This window comes from uncultured Nostoc sp. (assembly GCF_964245575.1).
Taxonomy (GTDB): Bacteria; Cyanobacteriota; Cyanobacteriia; order Cyanobacteriales; family Nostocaceae; genus Nostoc.
On sequence record NZ_CAXTNP010000105.1, the window covers coordinates 1 to 20612 of the forward strand.

A 20612-nucleotide genomic window follows, 5' to 3' on the forward strand; every position below is an offset into this window, starting at 1 on the left:
ATTGTAGACCACTGAAATCAAAGATTTCAGTGCTTGGTCGTACCCAAAATTAATTAATTAAAAATTATTATTCTGATTAATTTTTAACTTTTAATTTTTAATTAAAAAAAGGTCAACTAGAGCGTTTCACAACAGCAAACAATCGCATAAATTCATTCTTGCCCTTCCCACTGAATATCGCAGCAATAGACTGATAAATCAGAGCTTGACAACAAGACTGTTGCTAACAAAATCTTTTCACAATAATCAGAGCTAGTCATTACATCGCAAAAATATGGATAAAGTCGAATTTAGTAAGCAAAATGGCATTTGACTTTCTCAAAATGCCATTTAACTTACTCATTTCGGTGTTTTCCGCAAGCAAAATCAGCTTTGACTTTCTCAAACCCCAGTTTGCTTTCTGATTTTGGTGTTTTCCGCAAGTAAAATCAGCTTTGACTTTCTCAAACCCCAGTTTGCTTTCTGATTTCAGTAGTTCGCGCAATCTGCTGTAATTATCCCTATGTATCAAAAGCTATTGCAGATTTGCCGGAATTCTCTCAGGCTGATCTATACGTAAGTTTTTTAAGGTAAAGAATATTAACCGTATTGGATTACAAGGTGTAGATTATGGCTCGGAGAAAAAGAACTTCTGTAGTATTAGAAAGAGCAGTGCGTCGTGCGGCTAGCATAAACTCAATTGATCAGAGTTTAGATTTAGGCAATGGACTCACTTTACCTGCCTTCTCAAACCTGATCGAGACGATGCGAACTAAAGAAAACGCCTACAATAGTGCCCTTTCCAGCTTGGATAAGTTGTATCGTGAAATGCTGGAAACAGAAGATGAGTTGGCAGATATGACAGAACACATGCTGATGGCAGTTGGGACTCGATATGGTAAAAGTAGTGTAGAGTACGGCATGGCGGGAGGAGTTCCTAAAAATCAGCGTCGTAAGGGACTGCGAGGCGAACCGTCAACTCCTGGTACTGAGCAACCGTCATTTGTTGCCAGTGTGGAGGGCAAGAATGGAAAGAAAACGGTAGCGACAAATTAAGATGTGCGCTAGTACTCAAAATTTTGTCAAACCCAAATAATTGCGTAGACGCAAAGCGGTAAGCCAGCGCGGTCTTCTCCCAAAGGGAGAGGCTAGCGCCAAGGGGGTCTCCCCCATGAGCGACTGGCGCACCCGGAGGGCTTGTCGTAGACATCGCTGTATTATCAAAATATTTATCCGTTAGTAGTCGCGCAGCACAACGCACTAATTAATGATTATGATGGTGTGTTGCGCTTTGCGACAACGCACCCTAAAGCTTGACGAAAAAATTTAAACAAAGGTGAGTATGTGGGCATCTTGGGAACTATAGAAGTAAATCAGATTAGCATCAACTTCTAGTTTCCAATGAAAACTCCCTTTAGCAAAGGTAAAGCGTTCCCATTACAGATTGTTCTTGTTGTTCCCTTCCTGCTCCAAATTTTTGGAGCGGTCAGTTTAGTGGGTTATTTGTCCTTTAAAAATGGGCAAAGAGCAGTTAACGACTTGGCAGAGCAGTTGATGGATCGTACCAGCGATGTAGTGGATGAACATTTGAAGTCTCGTCTTTCCATTCCGCAAACCCTTAATCAGATTAACGCAGATGCTATCCGCAGGGGAATATTAGATGTACGCGTAGGCGAAGCCCGCCTTAGGCATCGCAAAACCCTTGGCAAATATTTCTGGGATCAAATGCAGGCCTATGACCTGACTTATATTGGTATTGGATTAACAACAGGTGAGGGGCTGGGAGCCGCTCGTTATGATGGAAAAACAATCACTATTGATGATTGGACTGCCAAGCCTCCAAACAATACCTACACCTACGCTACCGATCATCAAGGTAATCGAACTCAGGTCAATGCTCGCTGGAATTGGCAAAATTCTAGCGAACCTTGGTATACTCAACCCATCGCCGCAGGTAAACCTATTTGGGCAAAGATTGTGACTGGAAATTTTCCCACCGGGCCCTACATTGCCGCCTCTGCCAGTCGTCCGATCTATGATGCACATAATCGCTTGCTGGGAATGATTGCTACGGATATTCATCTGCTGAAACTCAGCGATTTTTTAAACACTTTAGATGTTAGTAAGTCTGGGCAAGTATTCCTTTTAGAGCGTGATGGCACGTTAGTTGCCAGTTCTGGTACAGAGAAGCTCTTTACCCTCGTTAATCAAAAAGTGCAGAGATTGCGGGCGATCGACAGCCCCAACCCAATGATACAGAACATTGCCAGACACCTCCAAACCTTCAATGGGTTTAAGTCCATCACCCAACACACAGATTTTCAGTTTGAGGTGCAAGGAAAACGTGATTTTGTCAGTGTTGTACCTTGGCGTGACAAGTATGGCTTGGATTGGCTAGTAGTAGTGAGTGTGCCAGAAAACACATTCATGGCGCAAATTAACGCCAATACGCAGACCACGATCGCGCTTTGTTTTGGTGCGTTAGTTGTTGCCTCAGTGATGGGCGTGTTTACCTCCCATTGGATTGTACGCCCGATTCTGCGTCTGAATTGGGCAAGTGAGGCAATGGCATCTGGCAATTTAGATCAAACAGTAGAAACTAGCGGCATTCAAGAACTTAATACCCTGTCCAACTCTTTCAACCACATGGCAGGGCAACTGCACGAATCATTTAGTGCCCTAGAGAAAAGCAAGGAAGAACTAGAAGATCGAGTAGAAGAACGCACTACTGAACTCAAAAATGCATTAGAGGAATTGCAGCGCACTCAATCTCAAGTTATTCAAAGTGAAAAAATGTCTAGTCTCGGACAACTAGTTGCTGGAGTCGCACACGAAATTAATAATCCAGTCAACTTTATTCATGGCAACCTTGTCCATGTGCAAGAATATACCCAGGATTTATTAGCGTTTGTACAGTTGTATCAGCAGCATGATTCTAACCCGGCTGCGGAAATTCAAATCGCTGCCGAAGACATGGATTTGGAGTTTTTGCAGTCAGACTTGCCGAAAATGTTGTCTTCTATGAAAGTAGGCACCGATCGCATTCGCCAAATTGTACTGTCGCTGCGAAACTTCTCCCGCATGGACGAAGCAGAAATTAAAAGCGTTGATATTCATGAGGGCATCGACAGTACCCTGATGATTTTGCAACACCGCCTCAAAGCTAAACCAGAGCAACCTGAAATTCAGGTGAGCAAAGACTACGGCAATGTACCTCTATTAGAATGCTATGCCGGACAACTCAACCAGGTGTTTATGAATATTTTAGTGAATGCAATTGATGCGTTAGAAGAAAGCAATGCCAAGCGTACCTATGAGGATATCGAGAACAATCCCAGTCAAATTAGGATTCGCACATCGGTAGTTAATTCAACCTGGTTAGAAGTGGCGATCGCTGATAACGGAGTCGGTATTTCCAAAGAATTTCAGCAACGAATATTTGATCCCTTTTTCACCACCAAACCCGTTGGCAAAGGAACTGGAATGGGTATGTCCATCAGCTACCAAATTATCACAGAAAAACATGGCGGCAAACTGGAGTGCTTCTCAACTGCTGGAGAAGGAACCGAGTTTATCATTCAGGTTCCTCTCGGGCTAAAGGTTCATGGAGTGGTTTAACTTGATACTAGTTTGGAATTGTCAAAGTATCTAGCTATTATTACGGTAGCCGATTTTTATTTAATACTATATTTTACGTATAACTAGATAGTGAAAATCAGTAGTTATATTTGTTAAGGAACCTATGCAGATAAATCAGGTGATTGAAACCTACGATCAAGGCGCAGTGGATTATGACGCAATTATGAAGCGTTACTGGCACATTGAGCGCGAACCTCTAATTGCTTCTTTGCAGCTGAAGCCAGGACAAACCATACTAGATGCTGCGGTAGGAACAGGTCTTAATCTTTCAGCCTATCCTGAAGGCGTGCATGTCGTCGGTGTTGATCTTTCTGAGAAGATGCTGGATGAAGCACGTAAAAAGTGTGTATCCGCAGACATCACCTTCAAGGTATCGGATATGTGCAATCTTGATTTTCCTGATAATAGCTTTGATGCAGCAGCTTCAGGATTTACCCTCTGTGTCGTTGACGATCCAGTTCTTGCCCTTAAGGAGATTCTGCGAGTTACCAAGCCTGGTGCATTCATTGCCATTCTCGATTACTGCAAGTCGCAAGATCCAGAGATTCAGAAATGGCAAGAATTAATATCTGATGCTAGTTCACAGCTAGGCTTCCCGACTGGCAAAATCAAGTGGGATGCATTGATGGATTATGACGAATTGATTTATAACAGCAACCTTCCCATTAAAGTACTTGTGGACGATCGCATAGAAAGTCCAAACCCGTTTTCATGTGGTTGTCAATTACTGCTGAAAAACTCAAAAGGTTAAAGGCAACATATCGCACTATTATAATTTTGTTTTGTAGTGAGGACTTTAATCCTCTCTACGAGACGCTATGTAGTAAGCGCAACTATGCCCAAAGGGCTTTACAAAATCAAGACTTCAGTCCTGACTAGGAACATTTTTGAAGTCAGGTTGGTTAGCCTGACATTATATTACAAGTTTTTTTGAAACAGTTGTAGAACATGTTGCCAAGCATCAGGAGCAGCTTCAGGGTTGTAACTTGGGTGCTGGGCTAAGAATGGGTACTTATCTTTGAAAAATCCGGCAAAGAATCCATGTCCTGCATCGTATCGAAATATACGATGATTTATTTGATGTTTTTGGAGTTCCGCCTCAATTTGCTCGTTTTCTTCCTGGGAAACTAATGCATCTATTGTACCAAAAAATGCATAAATAGTACCTTTAATTTCTGAGGTGCGATTAATGGTTGGAGTTTCTTCACCATAACTAGAAGTGGTAATCCCACCACCGTAAAACGAAGCTGTTGCTTTGATATCGGGTAAACTTGCAGCCATATAAGCAACATGACCGCCAAAACAGAAACCAATGACACCGATTGCATTATCTTTGACATTGGGTAAAGTTTTGAGGTAAGTAATAGTAGCTTGAATATCACTTAAGATATCTTGATACTTTACTTGTTGATAGTATTCCAAGCCCAGCCGATAGCTTTCTGGGCTATACCCAACATCTTCTTGGCTCAAGTCAGCCTCAAAACCGGGAGCAATACGTTGATACATTGCGGGTGCTATTGCTACATAACCTTGTTTAGCAATTAGTTCAGTAATATCTCGAATATTAGTATTGATTCCAAAAATTTCTGGAAAAACTATAACCGCGCCAAAGGTTCCCTTTTGTGCTGGTTGAGCTAAGTAAGCATCGATTTCTAAGTCATTGTTAGGTACTTTGACATAGCAAGTGTTGATTTCGATGTTTGTTTCTATCATCTTTGTTTCGACGGAATTTATACCAATTCATCTATTTTGACTATTTTTTAACACCAATGGGCGATGTCTACGACGGGCAAAAACAGCAGCGATCGCAATTGCTATACAACTAACTTGCGCGTGTTAATACCAAATATCTCAGTTGAGCAGCTAAATTTCTAACTTTTGAATAGATGGTATTTCAAACTTCTGGATGATGTTAAGGGTTTTTGATTTGTGCGACCTTACATAAGGTAAGCATAAAGACTCAATATTAAAAAGCACAAGAAAAAACAATGCCTGATGAATCATTTAGAACAAATGTTCCAGAAGTTGACCCAACAGAGATTGAAGATTCTCGAACTGTGATTGCCGACGAACATCGCTCGTTCCTGGAAAAGGTCATGGTTCAAAGCGGATTTGCGGATTTGTATGACGCAAGAGACTTTTCAGAAGTTGTGTTTCGTGTTATGCGCGACTTAATGACCACGGACACAATTGATCGCGTCGAGGCAGAACTACATACAGAAGCTATACCTACGGATGAAAAAGCACTCCAGTTTGAAGTAGCTGACCTCTGGAAAGACACCAATCCCATTGTGAAATTTTTAAGTCGAATCCGTCAACCTTTGACAGGCCCGGCTCCTCTTGGAATTGATTCCGATTTATTTATCAGGCGGGTTGCTAATGAAGGAGGACTCCCAGGAACAGTCGAGGTAGAGCAGGCAATTAAAGCGGTGTTTTCTGCCACCAAAGACCAACTTTCCCAAGAGCGGATTCAGGAAATTGCTGGCTTGCTCCCTGACCGTATCCGTGAGCTTTGGGAGCAACCTTAATTAGAAGTATAAAAAAAGTCAAGTCTGTTTGTGAGTAATTATCACAAACAGGCTTTTTATATAATAGGTTTACTGATTCACAACCATTAATGTAGAACGAAGCGATGTCTACGACGGGCTGTGACACTCCTGCGTCGCTCTAAGCGAAGCTATGCCGAAGGCGTTGCCTCTCGAAGAGAAGGCTTTACGCTACGCTATCGGCGTTGCCCAAACTCTTCAAGGGCAGATTGTAAGTAGATAACCTCTAACACTTCAACAGTTTTTAGGGTGTTTTGTCGCAAGGTGCAACGCACCCCACAGATTGATGCGTAACCCTAGCTCGTCGTCGGCGTTGGCGTAGCCCGCCGGAGGCATCGCATTGTTCTTTGCACTGTCCTTGAGCATATTCGACAGAATTATCGCTCTTGTGTTATTTATTTTAACTCTTAACTCCTATAGAGACGCAATTAATCGCGTCTCTACTTCTAACTCCTAACTTATAACTCCGCAGACTTCAGCGTTTGGTTAACCACCAGGCGTGCTTTCCGGCGATAATCTGACTTGCGTGTTCCACCAGCCATCCCGTACTCATCACTATTTTTGCCATAACGAGATGCAACACTCAGCAGCATCTGCTCAGAATAAGTATTCAAGGCACGTTCTGCATCTTCCAATGCATTCTGCGTCTTATCCATCATTGTTCGTGCTTGATTATGAGCAGCTAACTTCTCTCGTAACTCATGAATCATAGTGTTGTAAGTAGCGATTGACAACCCATTGCTAAAGTCTAAATCAGGGTTAATTGTCTGCAATCCTTCAATGCGTCGTTCAGCTTTAGTCAGTGCGATCGAGTTTCGTCTCCGTTGCGCCATAAAGTTTTCCTTTTTGGATTAATTTAATATAGAGAACTCTGATAGTGTTTTACACTGAATTCTTTATATACCATAAAATACGCAATAAGCGGATGCATTAGCCTGAGTGAAGCTACAGAACTTTTGGAGCATGGTACACAAGATATATGCAAGTATATTTGCTGAAATTTGTTGAGATTAATAGGTTTAGAAGTTAAAAACTCGATTTAGAAGTTAAAAACTCGATTTAGAAGTTAAAAACTCGATTTAGAAGTTAAAAACTCGATTTAGAAGTTCAAAACTTGATTTAGAAGTTAAAAACTCGATTTAGAAGTTCAAAACTTGATTTACAAGTTCAAAACCAGCTTGTAGGGTCAGTTGTCGCGCAGCGCAATGCACCAAATCAATCATCGCAGCACGATATCACCTCACAACCAAATCTGTGACAAAATAATATTGTTGTCTTATGGCCAATGCGATGCCTCAGGCGGGCTACGCCAACGCCTACGACCTATGATTTCTACCATCTCGCGCTGCTACAGCTTGGATGAATATCGTGCGCTCGAAGAAAAAGCGGAAGGACGCAGCGAATATCGAGATGGAAAAATTGTACCTATGCCTGGAGAAACGCTCAAACACAGCCGCATCGGTGGAAACATTTTTGCCTTTTTCAAGTTTCTGCTGCGCGATACTCAATTCAAGCCAATTAACAGCGATTTACGGCTGTGGATTCTCGAACATACACGCGGAGTATATCCAGATGTAATGATTTTTGACGGTGAACCGCAACTAAATGGCGATCGCTTAGATGAAGTCTTGAATCCCATTTTGATTGTTGAAGTACTATCTCCTTCCACCGCAGATTATGAGCGATTTAGTAAATTTCGGATGTATCGATCAATTGGGAGTTTTAGCGAATATTTATTAGTTGAGCAGGATGAACCTTTTGTGGAACGCTACAGTAAACAAGCTGAAGGTTGGTTGCTCAGTGATTTTAGCGGTTTAGAGCTATCTATTTCTTTGGATTCAGTTGCGATCGCATTATCGATGGCAGAAATTTATCGCGGCATTGTTTTCGAGTAAATCAGCTTTGTGACGATGTATGCTTTGGGAGGGGTGCGATCGCACTATTAATCTTCCAAACCCATGAGATACTCTTGAATCTCTTTGATAAATTTCCAGGGATATTCATTATCATTAACTTCGAGTCCGGGAAGCATTAACAAGGCTTTTGTAATCCATCCGCGTTTATCTGTTGTGTAAGGAATCCCTCGATGTGTCAGCATTGACTCTAATTCACCACATGGATTGATGAATAGCCCTTTTTCTGAACAGGTTTTCCATAAATCGTCAAAACTAGATTGTAATTCTGCTGGCAAGGCTGCCCGCCCTTTCTCCTTGAAATCGTTCCAGTTCTTAGTCGAGGCTGCAATTTCTCTAGCTCGACGTTCAATTTGGCTCAATAATTTTTCTTTTTCAGATTTAGCTTCGCCATCAGAAACAAAAGCTTTACCTTGTACCTTATTGAGAGAGACTAATAGTGTTGTCATTTGCTCTTTGACCTTCTTTAACCTCTCATCACAAGGAAGTTCTTTAACTGCTTTTGCAATTTCTTCACGAATAGTCAGCATTCGAGTAATGCCTTCTTGACTGAATTTTAGAGCCTCTAGCTGCTTTTTAAATTCTGCCGGGTCATTTAACACATCAAAATCAACAATTCCTACGCAGCGCACTCCCATATCCCGATACAGTGTGGTAATTCGTGGAACAGTTTGCTTGTTATCTGCATTAACGAAATATAAATCAATATTATTTTTCCGCTTGTTAGAGGCAGTTTGGTAAAATCGCCCATCACTATCTGCTTCTACCACAACTACACCGGAGTAAAAAAGTCCGTCCAGAACACGAGATGAACTCAATAGAGGATCGTTCACTAATTCCCGTAAGCGATTTGGGTCAAGTGTATTGAAATAGTTGGTTTCATCTCTACGGTCAATCCGAATAATAGTGAGATCGGTTGTCTTGCTTAAAAGACCACGCAGTAAGTCGGCGCTGTGTGTGGCTAAAATTATTTGGCGTTTACTGTTTGCTTGTTCTGCAATAAACTCACCTATCCGGAAAGCTTGAGGTGGAGCAAGAAAAGCCTCTGGTTCATCGATTAGAAATACATTTCGTTTAGTTGCCAACAATGCAGTGGTAATTCCTACAAAACTTCTGATTCCATCCCCTTGATCATCCAACTTGTCATATCCCTGCATTGGCTGTCTAGCATCTCTTGGATCTGAAGGAATTAAACTAAAATCATCTCCAACTCGAAGAAGTAATCGCTGGGGTACAGTGAAATCTAGCTTAATTTCTTTGCCAAAGGCACGCTTCACTAATTTTTGTATATCATTCTCTAGAGAAGTTCCTGCATTATAGAAAGTTTGCAGCAGATTTGCTTCTTGTCTTTCATGGGCTGCACTAGCAGCCTCTTTCACCAATTGAAGACGGTGTTCTGTGGTGATAAATGCAACCATAGCAATACCAAAATAGTCAGCAAACAAAGATGTATTAGATAAATAATGGGAAATTTGCTGTTCTTCAGACCAGAAGCTTGCAGGCACTTGGCGTTCCTCGGATAGTTCAGGAGCTAGTGTACGAAACATCCAGTTGGTATGTTGGTCTTGGTAGCGTTCCAAACTATAGGCTTTGCGTAGCTCCTGTAGATTCTGTGGGGTTGTCCACTCAACATCGCTAACAACAATACCAGGTGGAGGTGTACTTTTTGTGGTTTTCTGAGCAATGTCCTTTAAAGTACGGCTTTTTCCAGCATTGTTCGGGCCAATAATAACGGTAAGGTTTCCTGGTTCAACCTCTTCTCCATTGTTGAATACGATCCGGGCCAGTTTGTAAATATACATTAACAATATTTTACTTACAGAGCGAACACTCTGCATAGTCTAACAGCTACATAGCTTTGATGACTTTACAGGTAACTTTAGACTACTGTCTTCACAGATAACCTCAATAAATATAACTATTTATTATACGGAAATTTAAAGAGCAAGCTAGTAGCGTGCGTTATCGCGCAGCGTAACGAACCGCATCATTTTTATTAACAAATTTCACTCCGCTTATAAACTAACTCCATTTTTAACTTTTCAATCTCCAACTTCAAACTTTCATTCTCCACCCTCAATTTAGCATTCTCCTCCCTAATCAACTCAATCTCATTCCTCTTACTCAAAGCCTGATTAATCGCCAACTTCCGCATATCCAGTGAAAACCAACGCTGATAAGTTTGGGTGTGAACTTGCACGCTATGCCCCAAATTATCCGCCGCCGCTTTAATTGGAATTCCTAAAATATGTGCCCGAATTGCCCAAGCGTGACGTAAATCATAGGGTTTAAAATCCAATCCTATCTTACGAAACCACCAACTAACTCGCTGTGTTAATGCTGTTATCTCCGCATGATTAGTGTTATCTTTTTTAGCGATCGCACTCCCCAACATATCCAAATATTTAGGATTTCTCAAATCAAATTCCTCAATCCATTGCATATATAATGGCAATGCTTGTCTTTCACCAGTCTTACAATCTTTATGGACTTTCCATGTGAAATCTACATTTTCTTGACTCAACCACCAATCAATATCAGGATTTATAAAAAGTTCTCGTGGACGTAAACCAAAAACTGCTAACATTCCATACGTCCAGCGCCAAAGTTGCCAACTATCTTGAACATTTTGATTAACTTGATTACCTCTGTTATTCAGATAATCTTCAAATTTAAGAATTCCCTCAGCTATTTCCACATCTGTAGGGATATTGCGAGAATTATTTTCAGGCAGTTTGGAATATTTAGATAAATCGATTTCAATTTTGAATGTCATGCAAAATGCAGATATAGCTCTAGCTGCATTATATTTAGCCCATTCTTTCTCGATAAGTTCAATTGAACTTATCAGATTTTCAGTATTTGCTAAATCTTTGGAATTTGTAAACCGTTTAGTTCTGGAAAAGTAATAAAAAAAAGTATGTTCACTTTTGGTAGTGCGTTTATGAGTTTTAAAATACTCTTCTTCAAATTTTTCGAGTAATTCTCCTATAGTTTTAAATTCTTTTTTAATTGCCTCATTACCTAAATATTTATCATTCCATTCAAAACTTTTACGAGCGATTAACTTCCCTAATTCATAGGCTTCTTCCTCAGCCGTCTTGAGTCCATCCAAGTTAGAGGGAATATTCAAACTGAGATTGTATTGTTTTCTCCTAGTACCATTGCTATCTTTATCTCCCGGTTTAATTGGTAACGTCGCCCGTAATTGCAGACTTCCATTCGATTCTCTAATTGTCACCTTTGCCTTTGCAGACTTCAAACGCAGATTAACTTGCTCTAATTCTAGTAGTACTTTCGTTCTCATGTGTTCTTTTTGCTGCTGTGCTTGCAGAGATGAGCAAAAAAACGGGCGATTTTTTAATCACCTTGGCTCAGGACAACATTTAGATGATGCGTTAGTCCTGAACCTAATTATGCTGTGTTTTTAGCCTATATTTAGCCTAAAAATAAATGTGTTATCAGCGAACAATGTTTATCGCTGACACTGTTTACTGCAAACATTAGACTGTTGAAAAGAATTAAACCACAAAAAGGATTACTCCGGCCCTTATCACGGTTACGATGGCTTCGCCATCTTCGCACGTGACATGGACTTGGCACTTAACAGCCCAACCTGGGGATTAATTGGCGCTCCTTGGAATGAAAAAGCTAACGCTAAGAAGGCTATAGCTAAAGCTGAAGCTGAAGCTAAAGTTGAAGCTAAAGCTGCCGTCTAGGGAAATGAGAGCTAGATAAGTAAGGATAACCTGGGGCTAAAACCCCAGGGGGGAGTTGGGAATCCAAAATTCAAAACTGAAAAATTAAAATTTCTTTTGATTTTTGCATTTTGAATTTTGAATCATATTCCCACTCCCTAGTACAGACGCGATTAATCGCGTCTCTACTGCCTCAAATCCTTATTCCTCAATCAGTAAAGAATTCAGTAAGCTTGGAGATCCAAAAATGCCTCAGAATCCCGAAAAAATTCAAGATCACGTCGAGTTATTCCACCAACCGGAGTACAAACAGCTATTTGAAAACAAAAAGCAGTTTGAAAATGCTCACGAAACCGAAGAAGTACAACGGGTTGCAGAGTGGACGAAGGGTTGGGATTATCGTGAAAAGAACTTCGCTCGTGAAGCTTTAACCGTCAACCCTGCTAAAGGCTGTCAACCATTAGGAGCAATCTTTGCTGCTGTTGGTTTTGAAGGTACTCTACCTTTTGTTCAAGGTTCTCAAGGTTGCGTTGCTTATTTCCGCACCCACTTAACCCGTCACTACAAAGAGCCATTTTCTGGTGTATCTTCTTCAATGACTGAAGATGCAGCCGTATTTGGTGGTCTGCAAAACATGATTGACGGGTTGGCGAACTCTTACCAACTCTACAAACCCAAGATGATTGCTGTCTGCACCACCTGTATGGCAGAAGTAATTGGTGATGACTTACAGTCTTTCATCAACAACGCCAAGGAAGCTGGTTCAGTTCCTCAAGATTTCCCAGTACCCTACGCTCACACCCCTAGCTTTGTTGGCTCCCACATCACTGGTTACGACAACATGATGAAGGGAATTCTTTCTAACCTGACCGCAGGTCATAAGAAAGAAACCAGCAATGGTAAAATCAACTTCATCCCAGGTTTTGACACCTATGTAGGCAACAACCGCGAAATCAAGCGGATTGCTTCCCTGTTCGGCTTAGACTACACCATTTTAGCCGACAACAGCGACTACCTGGATTCACCTAACACAGGTGAGTTCAATATGTACCCAGGTGGTACAAAGATTGAAGATGCAGAAGATTCAATTAATGCTAAAGCTACAATTGCTCTGCAAGCACACTCTACGCTCAAAACCCGCGAGTACATCGAAAAAGAGTGGAAGCAACCAACCGCAGTTTGCCGTCCTTGGGGTATTAAGGGTACTGACGAGTTCTTGATGAAAATCAGCGAACTGAGTGGTATCCCCATTCCCGAACAATTGGAAATTGAACGCGGTCAGGCAGTTGATGCCATGACTGACTCCCACTCATGGATTCACGGCAAGCGCTTCGCTATCTACGGCGAACCAGATTTAGTATACAGCGTAGTTGGCTTTATGCTAGAAATGGGTGCTGAACCTGTACATATCTTGGTTCACAACAGCAACGACGTATTTGAAGCAGAAATGAAAGAACTGCTTGCTTCTAGCCCCTTCGGTAGGAATGCAACTCTTTGGCCTGGTAAAGACTTGTGGCACATGCGTTCTCTAATGTTCACCGAACCAGTAGACTTCCTGGTTGGTAACACCTACGGTAAGTACCTGTGGCGCGATACTAAGACTCCCCTGGTGAGAATCGGCTACCCCATCATGGATCGCCACCACCTACACCGCTACTCCACCATTGGTTATCAAGGTGTAATCAACTTGCTTAACTGGGTTGTAAATACTCTGTTTGAAGAAATCGATCGCAACACCAACATTCCTTCTAAGACAGATATTTCCTACGACTTGATTCGTTAGAAATTGCGTAGAAACACAACGTGTTAATTAAAGGGTGAAGAAGGGGAGTGGGGAGTAGGGAGTAGGGAGTAGGGAAATATCTAAACCTAATACCTAATACCCAATCCCCAATCCCCAACTTCCCTTTTTCTTTCTAGCATTTACCTAAGGGATTTATCAATGGAAACCATCAATCACACTCACGAACATACTCACACTCATCCTCATCCTAATTACCATCCACCTAACCATAAAAAACCAGGGAAGTTCAACAATCTTCTCAATCCGTTGCGCCGTGTAGTGGATGAAATTCAGGTTAAAAATAATCGCATCGCTCATCTAATTTGCCAAACAATTCCTTGTTGTTGTCCCTTTGAGCGACAAATTAAATTATTTGGGAAGTCTATTGATATCCCACCACTATGTAAACTCAATCCTTTATATGACGAATTTGTAGGATTGCGTTTCCGAGCTTTATCTTACCTCGCCGATGTATGTGGAGAGGATGTCACAAAATACATTTGTTAGTCATTAGTCATTGGTCATTAGTCATTAGTTGTTAGTTATTCAAAGGACAAATGACAAATGACAAAGGACAATTAACAATTCAGCACAAGAAGAGAGATGAAAACCACCCAAGGCAAAATCAACGAACTGCTCACTGAGACAGGATGCGAACATAATCAGCACAAACAATCCGAAAAGAAAAACAAATCATGCGCTCAACAGGCACAACCTGGCGCGGCTCAAGGGGGCTGTGCCTTTGATGGTGCAATGATTGCCTTAGTGCCGATCGCAGATGCTGCTCATTTAGTCCACGGGCCTATAGCCTGTGCTGGTAATTCCTGGGGCAGTCGTGGTAGTCTTTCCTCTGGCCCTCAACTCTACAAAATGGGCTTTACCACTGACTTGGGTGAAAATGATGTCATCTTCGGTGGTGAAAAGAAGCTTTACAAGGCGATTCTGGAACTTAAAGAGCGCTACCAACCCTCAGCAGTATTTGTCTACGCCACTTGCGTTACTGCCTTAATTGGTGATGATCTTGATGCCGTCTGCAAAGCTGCGGCTGAGAAAATTGGTACTCCTGTTATTCCCGTTATTGCCCCAGGATTCATTGGCAGTAAAAATCTGGGCAACCGTTTCGGTGGTGAAGCTTTGTTGGAATATGTTGTCGGCACAGCAGAACCGGAACATACAACGCCCTATGATATTAACTTAATCGGTGAATACAACATCGCCGGTGAAATGTGGGGAGTAACACCACTCCTAGAAAAGTTAGGCATCCGGATTTTGTCTAAAATTACGGGCGATGCTCGCTACAATGAAATTCGCTACGCCCACCGCGCCAAGCTCAACGTCATGATCTGCTCACGAGCGCTGGTCAATATGGCGAGAAAGATGGAGGAGCGTTACAACATCCCTTACATTGAAGAGTCTTTCTACGGCATCGATGATATGAATCGCTGTCTGCGAAACATCGCTGCGAAATTAGGCGATCCTGATTTACAGGAGCGGACAGAAAAGCTAATTGCAGAAGAAACGGCTGCTTTAGATTTGGCACTGGCTCCTTATCGCGCTCGACTCAAAGGTAAACGAGTTGTTTTGTATACTGGTGGTGTCAAGAGTTGGTCGATTATCTCGGCAGCTAGGGACTTGGGCATTGAAGTTGTTGCTACCAGTACTCGCAAAAGTACTGAAGAAGATAAAGCCAAAATCCAGAAGTTGCTTGGCAACGATGGCATCATGTTGGAAAAGGGCAACGCTAAAGAATTGCTACAAGTGGTTAAAGACACCAAAGCAGATATGCTGATTGCTGGTGGACGTAACCAATACACTGCCTTGAAAGCTCGAATTCCTTTCCTTGATATCAACCAAGAACGCCACCATCCTTATGCAGGTTATGTGGGAATGATTGAGATGGCGCGGGAATTGTACGAAGCTCTGTATAGCCCCATTTGGGAACAAATACGCAAACCTGCTCCTTGGGACGAAGAGGTAGTTTAATGGCGATCGTTAGCATTTCTAACAAAGCACTGACAGTTAATCCCCTCAAGCAAAGTCAAGCTTTGGGTGCAACCTTAGCCTTTTTGGGATTGAAGGGGACGATGCCTTTATTCCACGGTGCTCAAGGTTGTACTGCTTTCGCCAAAGTTGTCCTGGTGCGGCATTTCCGGGAAGCTATTCCCCTAGCTACGACAGCGATGACGGAAGTAACTACTATTTTGGGTGGTGAAGAGAATGTGGAACAAGCAATTCTGACTCTGGTGGAAAAGGCTAACCCAGAAATTATTGGTTTATGTAGTACTGGGTTAACGGAAACTAGAGGCGATGACATCGAGGGTTTTCTGAAAGAAATCCGCGATCGCCATCCCGAATTGAATGATTTAGCGATCGTTTTTGCACCTACCCCAGATTTTAAAGGGGCGTTGCAAGATGGCTTTGCTGTTGCTGTAGAAAGCATAGTTAAAGAAATTCCTCAACCAGGTGAACTCAGAACTGAACAAGTCACGATTTTGGCGGGTTCTGCCTTCACACCAGGAGATGTACAGGAAATCAAAGAGATAGTCACGTCCTTTGGACTAGTGCCTATCTTTGTACCTGACCTTGGCGCTTCTCTAGATGGACACTTAGAGGATGATTATAGTGCGGTTACAGTCAGTGGGACTACCTTAAAACAGCTACAAGAAGTAGGTAGTTCTGCTTTCACCCTGGCATTGGGTGAAAGTATGCGAGATGCAGCCAAAATATTATCAGAACGGTTTGACACACCTTATGAGGTGTTTAGCCAACTGACGGGATTAGAACCAGTAGATGAATTTATCCAAGCATTGGCGTTTCTGAGTGGTAACAGCGTACCCGAAAAATACCGCCGCCAACGCCGTCAGTTGCAAGATGCAATGTTGGACACGCACTTTTACTTCGGTGCAAAACGAGTTTCTCTAGCGCTGGAACCAGATTTGTTGTGGTCAATAGTGCATTTCCTGCAATCGATGGGAGCGCAAATTCATGCGGCGGTGACAACCACGCGATCGCACCTCTTGGAGAAACTCCCGATTAAAAGCGTCACCATCGGTGATTTGGAAGACTTTCAGAGTCTAGTAGACGGTTCTGATTTGCTGATTGGGAACTCGAATGTCAGTGCGATCGCTAAACAGCTCTCGATTCCTCTTTATCGTCTGGGATTGCCCATTTATGACCGCTTAGGTAATGGTCAATTTACCAAAGTTGGCTATCGAGGCACGATGGAACTTGTGTATGGCATCGGCAACCTGTTTTTAGAGCAAGAAGAAGCGAGAGTTAAGCAGTTTCAAGAGTTAGGTATTGTGAGCGCAGAGTTTTGAATTAACACTTCAAAATTCAAAACTTTAGAGAGGAGAATTACGATGAAGATTGCCTTTACGACAAGTGACGGAGTTCATATTAATACTCACTTTGGAGGCTCAGAACAAATTGATGTTTATGAAATTTCAGATGAAGGATATCAATTTGTAGAAGCTATCAAATTTAATTATGAAATCAAAGAAGAGAATAATGAAAGTAAACTCGCACCAAAAATTGAAGCATTAGGTGACTGCACAATTATTTATGTTTTGGCAATTGGTGGGAGCGCAGCTGCTCGGTTAATCAAGAAAGGTGTCACCCCAGTGAAGGCGCGATCGGAAGAGGACGAAATTAATGAAGTGCTAAACAAACTAGTGAAAACCCTCAAAGGTAATCCTCCACCTTGGTTGCGTAAAGCTTTACAGCAAAAACCCACAAACTTTGCCGATGAAGTTGAAAATGAAGCAACAGTATGACCACAAATAATAGTATTAACGGAACTGCTACAACTGAAGTCTTGAACTCACCTTTCCTTAAGGTATTAATTAAACAAATCCGTGGTCAAGACAGTTATGGAGTTTATCGTAGTTGGTCGGATGAATTGATTCTCAAACCCTTTATTGTCACCAAACAAAAGAAACGGGAAATCTCCATTGAGGGCGAAGTTGATCCGATCACTCAAGCACGGATTATGGCATTTTTTCGAGCTGTAGCCGCTGGTATTGAACAGGAAACAGGTTTGATATCCCAGGTTGTGGTTGATTTGAGCCATGAAGGATTTGGCTGGGCGCTAGTTTTTTCTAGTCGTCTTTTGCTAACTGTAAAAACCTTACGGGATGCTCATCGCTTTGGCTTTGACTCGCTAGATAAATTGGCAGAAGAGGGAGAAAACTACGTCAAGAAAGGTATTGATTTGGCAAAGCGCTTTCCTGAAGTTGGCAACCTTTAAGGAGTTAAGAGTTAAGAGTGAGGAGTTAGAAGTTAATCTAAATCTTAACTGATAATTCATGATTCATAGTTACTAATTTTTAACTTCTAACTTTTAACTTCTAACTCCTAACTTTCATAAAAGGAGTAGCTGATTGTGCAAGCAAAAGAAACAAGTATTGAGGAACTACAAGGACAAATCAGACGGCTCAATAGCAAAGCAGGTCAAATGAAAATGGATCTGCATGATTTAGCTGAAGGTCTGCCAACAGACTACAAACAACTTATGGATGTTGCAGCCGCAACTTATGAAATTTATCGCCAGTTAGATGAACTTAAGCAACATCTGAAACAATTGGAGAATGCTAAATGACTGGAACTATTGATGAATTCAAGAAACTCGTAGATGCAGAAGAATTTTTTCATTTTTTTAATATGTCCTACGATTTAGAAGTTGTGAATGTAAATCGTCTACATATTCTGAAAAAATTTTCTCAATACATCCAAGAAATTGATGATAATTCTTCTGACTTGAGTCAAGAAGAGAAATTAAATCAATATTCTTTGGCTTTGCAAAAAGCTTATCAGGTCTTTATCGAATCAACACCCCACGAACAAAAGCTGTTCAAAGTGTTTAACGACAAGCCGAAAAATGTAGTCACACTGACAGAAATCACTTCTGATTAGGAGGTATAAATTGGTTAACCTAACGCCTACCGAATTAGAACGCTATCGTCGCCAAATGATGCTTCCGAATTTTGGCGAAACAGCACAGAAGCGCTTGAAGTCAGCGACGGTTCTGGTTACAGGTGTGGGGGGATTAGGCGGTACGGCGGCGCTTTACTTAGCAGTAGCGGGCGTTGGGCGGCTAATCCTAGTGCGGGGTGGTGACTTGCGGCTGGATGATATGAATCGTCAGGTTCTCATGACTGATGATTGGGTAGGTAAGCCAAGGGTATTCAAAGCTAAAGAAACTCTGGATGCGATTAATCCTGATGTCCAAGTGGAAGCTGTTCATGATTACATCACCCCAGAAAATGTAGATTCGTTAGTGCAATCTGCCGATATGGCTCTTGATTGCGCCCACAACTTTACAGAGCGCAATTTGTTAAATGAAGCCTGTGTGCGCTGGCGTAAGCCAATGGTGGAAGCTGCAATGAATGGGATGGAGGCTTACCTGACGACGATTATTCCTGGTGTGACTCCTTGTTTATCTTGTCTGTTTCCAGAAAAGCCTGATTGGGATCAGCGCGGCTTTTCAGTTATAGGCGCTGTTTCTGGGACACTAGCTTGTCTAACAGCACTGGAAGCGATCAAGCTGATCACCGGGTTTAGTCAGCCTCTACTGTCGCAATTGCTGACAATGGACCTGAATCGGATGGAATTTGCTAAACGCCGTTCTCACCGCGATCGCTCTTGTCCAGTATGCGGTAATAATGCACCTTGGAGACACGCACAAGCCAATTCGATGGAACCCACAGGTATTGCACAAAATAGTTAATTTTCGTCCCCACCTGAAATCGGAACAACTAATCGCTACAAATCAGGAGACCTAATGGCCGTTATTTTATCAGAAAAAGCAGAATTACATCTGCACGCATTGCTCCGAAGTTCCGCACCCAATGCTAATGGCGCAACTAAAGGTGTTCGCATCTCAGTAAAAGATGGTGGTTGCAGTGGCCATGAATATGCAATGGATATCACCAGCAAGCCCCAACCAGATGATTTGGTGAGCCAGCAAGGGAAAGTGCTGGTTTACGTTGATGCCAAAAGTGCGTCGTTATTAGAAGGAATTGTGGTTGACTTCGTTGAGGGAGTGATGGAAAGCGGTTTTAAGTTCACCAACCCCAATGCAACTGATAAATGCGGTGGTTGTGGAAAGTCCCTCAAAGCAGGCGATAGTAAGCCTACTGGTGTACCTTGCAAGTAACATCATTCTGTTAGCGCCAAGTCAATTGTTGAGGCTTCCCATAGATGCGGTAAGCGTTCGCGGAGCGTCTCGTAGAGAAGCCATGCCGCAGGCTTATCGCCTTGCGTTGAGGTAGCTTCTTGTTCGCGTTGCATCCCTTACCCCTATAGAGAAGCTGACTAAACTTAGCATCTTTGTAAGAAAAAGGGGAGCAAAAAGTAGGATAGTTTGCTCAAAAACTTCGTAAATTAAACCAACTGTATAACGTTTGAGGAGAATCGGAAAATGGCTTCCTACCAAGTTAGATTAATCAACAAAAAAGAAGACCTCGACAGCACAATTGAAGTTGACGAAGAGACTACCATCTTAGAAGCAGCAGAAGAAAATGGTATTGAATTGCCCTTTTCTTGTCACGCAGGCTCTTGCTCTAGCTGTGTAGGCAAGGTTGTTGAAGGTGAAGTTAATCAAGATGATCAAAACTTTTTAGATGACGATCAGGTTTCTAAAGGATACGCTCTACTTTGTGTAACTTATCCTCGTTCTAATTGCACAATTAAGACACATCAAGAAGCCTACTTAGTCTAAATTATTACTTTTGTTGCTGCCTTTAGCAACCAAATAAAATATGAAGGATGAAGAATGAAAACATACTTCATTCTTCCCTTCAAAATTACTAATTTATAATTCAAATATTTACACATTTTAGTGTGACTGGCTGTTACTTATAATTATTGATAATACGAAAGTGAGGAATCGTTACCTTCTGTAAAACTCAGTATGAAACAATCTTGAAAAAACTTATATCAATGGGGGTAATACCAGGAACTACTATCACTTTATAACAAAACTTTCTCTGATTAATTATTAAAGTAGTAAATACATCGGGGGTAATACCAGGAACTACTATCACTTTATAAC

General features: G+C 41.8%; 20 protein-coding genes and 2 pseudogenes. 17 read left to right on the forward strand and 5 right to left on the reverse strand.

Annotated elements, in window-relative coordinates; translation table 11 throughout:
- Window positions 1–609: 609 nt before the first annotated feature.
- The 3 genes from ACFFAP_RS17735 (at window position 610) to ACFFAP_RS17745 (ending at window position 4369) form a co-directional block, all read left to right on the forward strand.
- A complete protein-coding gene (locus ACFFAP_RS17735) occupies window positions 610–1035 on the forward strand; it encodes a hypothetical protein (RefSeq protein WP_375512438.1) in 426 nt (141 codons plus the stop codon).
- Between the two features lie 345 nt (window positions 1036–1380).
- On the forward strand, window positions 1381–3597 hold the full coding sequence (locus tag ACFFAP_RS17740) for an ATP-binding protein (RefSeq protein ID WP_375512439.1): 2217 nt from the start codon (window positions 1381–1383) through the stop codon (window positions 3595–3597).
- A 124-nt stretch (window positions 3598–3721) separates the two neighbouring features.
- Window positions 3722–4369, forward strand: a complete 648-nt coding sequence (locus tag ACFFAP_RS17745) for a class I SAM-dependent methyltransferase (RefSeq protein ID WP_375512440.1) — start codon at window positions 3722–3724, stop codon at window positions 4367–4369.
- A 167-nt stretch (window positions 4370–4536) separates the two neighbouring features.
- On the opposite strand, the gene ACFFAP_RS17750 is transcribed toward ACFFAP_RS17745, so the two are convergent.
- Entirely contained in the window at window positions 4537–5331 is a 795-nt protein-coding gene (locus ACFFAP_RS17750) for a dienelactone hydrolase family protein (RefSeq protein WP_375512441.1), read from the reverse strand.
- A gap of 275 nt (window positions 5332–5606) precedes the next feature.
- On the opposite strand from ACFFAP_RS17750, the gene ACFFAP_RS17755 reads away from it, so the two are divergent.
- Window positions 5607–6146, forward strand: coding sequence for a DUF2267 domain-containing protein (locus ACFFAP_RS17755; RefSeq protein WP_375512442.1), 540 nt, complete (start codon window positions 5607–5609; stop codon window positions 6144–6146).
- A 476-nt stretch (window positions 6147–6622) separates the two neighbouring features.
- On the opposite strand, the gene ACFFAP_RS17760 is transcribed toward ACFFAP_RS17755, so the two are convergent.
- Window positions 6623–6997 (reverse strand): hypothetical protein, encoded by a 375-nt coding sequence (locus tag ACFFAP_RS17760; protein WP_375512443.1) that lies wholly within the window; start codon window positions 6995–6997, stop codon window positions 6623–6625.
- A 492-nt stretch (window positions 6998–7489) separates the two neighbouring features.
- Here ACFFAP_RS17760 and ACFFAP_RS17765 point away from each other — a divergent pair, with 492 nt between their 5' ends.
- A complete protein-coding gene (locus ACFFAP_RS17765) occupies window positions 7490–8059 on the forward strand; it encodes a Uma2 family endonuclease (protein ID WP_375512460.1) in 570 nt (189 codons plus the stop codon).
- Window positions 8060–8106: 47 nt separating this feature from the next.
- Here the strand turns inward: ACFFAP_RS17765 and ACFFAP_RS17770 are convergent, their stop codons facing one another.
- Both ACFFAP_RS17770 and ACFFAP_RS17775 read right to left on the reverse strand, forming a co-directional pair.
- A complete protein-coding gene (locus ACFFAP_RS17770) occupies window positions 8107–9915 on the reverse strand; it encodes an ATP-dependent endonuclease (RefSeq protein WP_375512444.1) in 1809 nt (602 codons plus the stop codon).
- A 158-nt stretch (window positions 9916–10073) separates the two neighbouring features.
- Window positions 10074–11426, reverse strand: a pseudogene (locus ACFFAP_RS17775) (site-specific integrase); the annotation flags it as partial.
- A gap of 178 nt (window positions 11427–11604) precedes the next feature.
- On the opposite strand from ACFFAP_RS17775, the pseudogene ACFFAP_RS17780 reads away from it, so the two are divergent.
- From ACFFAP_RS17780 to ACFFAP_RS17830, 11 genes and pseudogenes are all read left to right on the forward strand, one after another.
- Window positions 11605–11796 (forward strand): annotated as a pseudogene (locus ACFFAP_RS17780) (hypothetical protein); the annotation flags it as partial.
- Window positions 11797–12022: 226 nt separating this feature from the next.
- Window positions 12023–13558, forward strand: coding sequence for a nitrogenase molybdenum-iron protein subunit beta (gene nifK, locus ACFFAP_RS17785; protein WP_375512445.1), 1536 nt, complete (start codon window positions 12023–12025; stop codon window positions 13556–13558).
- 159 nt (window positions 13559–13717) lie between these two features.
- Window positions 13718–14065, forward strand: coding sequence for a Mo-dependent nitrogenase C-terminal domain-containing protein (locus tag ACFFAP_RS17790; protein WP_375512446.1), 348 nt, complete (start codon window positions 13718–13720; stop codon window positions 14063–14065).
- 96 nt (window positions 14066–14161) lie between these two features.
- A complete protein-coding gene (nifE, locus tag ACFFAP_RS17795; RefSeq protein ID WP_375512447.1) occupies window positions 14162–15541 on the forward strand; it encodes a nitrogenase iron-molybdenum cofactor biosynthesis protein NifE in 1380 nt (459 codons plus the stop codon).
- Window positions 15541–16878, forward strand: coding sequence for a nitrogenase iron-molybdenum cofactor biosynthesis protein NifN (gene nifN / locus ACFFAP_RS17800; protein ID WP_375512448.1), 1338 nt, complete (start codon window positions 15541–15543; stop codon window positions 16876–16878). Before nifE ends, nifN begins: the two co-directional genes overlap by 1 nt.
- A gap of 42 nt (window positions 16879–16920) precedes the next feature.
- The gene (nifX, locus tag ACFFAP_RS17805) at window positions 16921–17334 is read left to right on the forward strand and encodes a nitrogen fixation protein NifX (RefSeq protein WP_375512449.1); all 414 of its coding nucleotides are present in this window, start codon (window positions 16921–16923) and stop codon (window positions 17332–17334) included.
- Window positions 17331–17807: a NifX-associated nitrogen fixation protein gene (locus tag ACFFAP_RS17810; RefSeq protein WP_375512450.1), complete on the forward strand. Its 477-nt coding sequence runs from the start codon at window positions 17331–17333 to the stop codon at window positions 17805–17807. The genes nifX and ACFFAP_RS17810 overlap by 4 nt, the downstream gene beginning before the upstream one ends.
- A 135-nt stretch (window positions 17808–17942) precedes the next feature.
- Entirely contained in the window at window positions 17943–18158 is a 216-nt protein-coding gene (locus ACFFAP_RS17815; protein WP_375512451.1) for a CCE_0567 family metalloprotein, read from the forward strand.
- Window positions 18155–18472, forward strand: a complete 318-nt coding sequence (nifW, locus tag ACFFAP_RS17820) for a nitrogenase-stabilizing/protective protein NifW (protein WP_375512452.1) — start codon at window positions 18155–18157, stop codon at window positions 18470–18472. Before ACFFAP_RS17815 ends, nifW begins: the two co-directional genes overlap by 4 nt.
- A gap of 10 nt (window positions 18473–18482) precedes the next feature.
- Window positions 18483–19286 carry a ThiF family adenylyltransferase gene (locus ACFFAP_RS17825; protein WP_375512453.1) on the forward strand — a complete coding sequence of 268 codons (804 nt, stop codon included), beginning with the start codon at window positions 18483–18485 and terminating at the stop codon, window positions 19284–19286.
- A gap of 54 nt (window positions 19287–19340) precedes the next feature.
- Window positions 19341–19715, forward strand: a complete 375-nt coding sequence (locus tag ACFFAP_RS17830) for a HesB/IscA family protein (RefSeq protein WP_375512454.1) — start codon at window positions 19341–19343, stop codon at window positions 19713–19715.
- Between the two features lie 2 nt (window positions 19716–19717).
- Here ACFFAP_RS17830 and ACFFAP_RS17835 read toward each other — a convergent pair whose 3' ends face one another.
- The gene (locus ACFFAP_RS17835; protein ID WP_375512455.1) at window positions 19718–19849 is read right to left on the reverse strand and encodes a hypothetical protein; all 132 of its coding nucleotides are present in this window, start codon (window positions 19847–19849) and stop codon (window positions 19718–19720) included.
- 130 nt (window positions 19850–19979) lie between these two features.
- Between ACFFAP_RS17835 and ACFFAP_RS17840 the strand changes: the two genes are divergently transcribed.
- Complete coding sequence (locus tag ACFFAP_RS17840) at window positions 19980–20279, forward strand: 2Fe-2S iron-sulfur cluster-binding protein (RefSeq protein WP_323201379.1); 300 nt, start codon at window positions 19980–19982, stop codon at window positions 20277–20279.
- Window positions 20280–20612 lie beyond the last annotated feature (333 nt).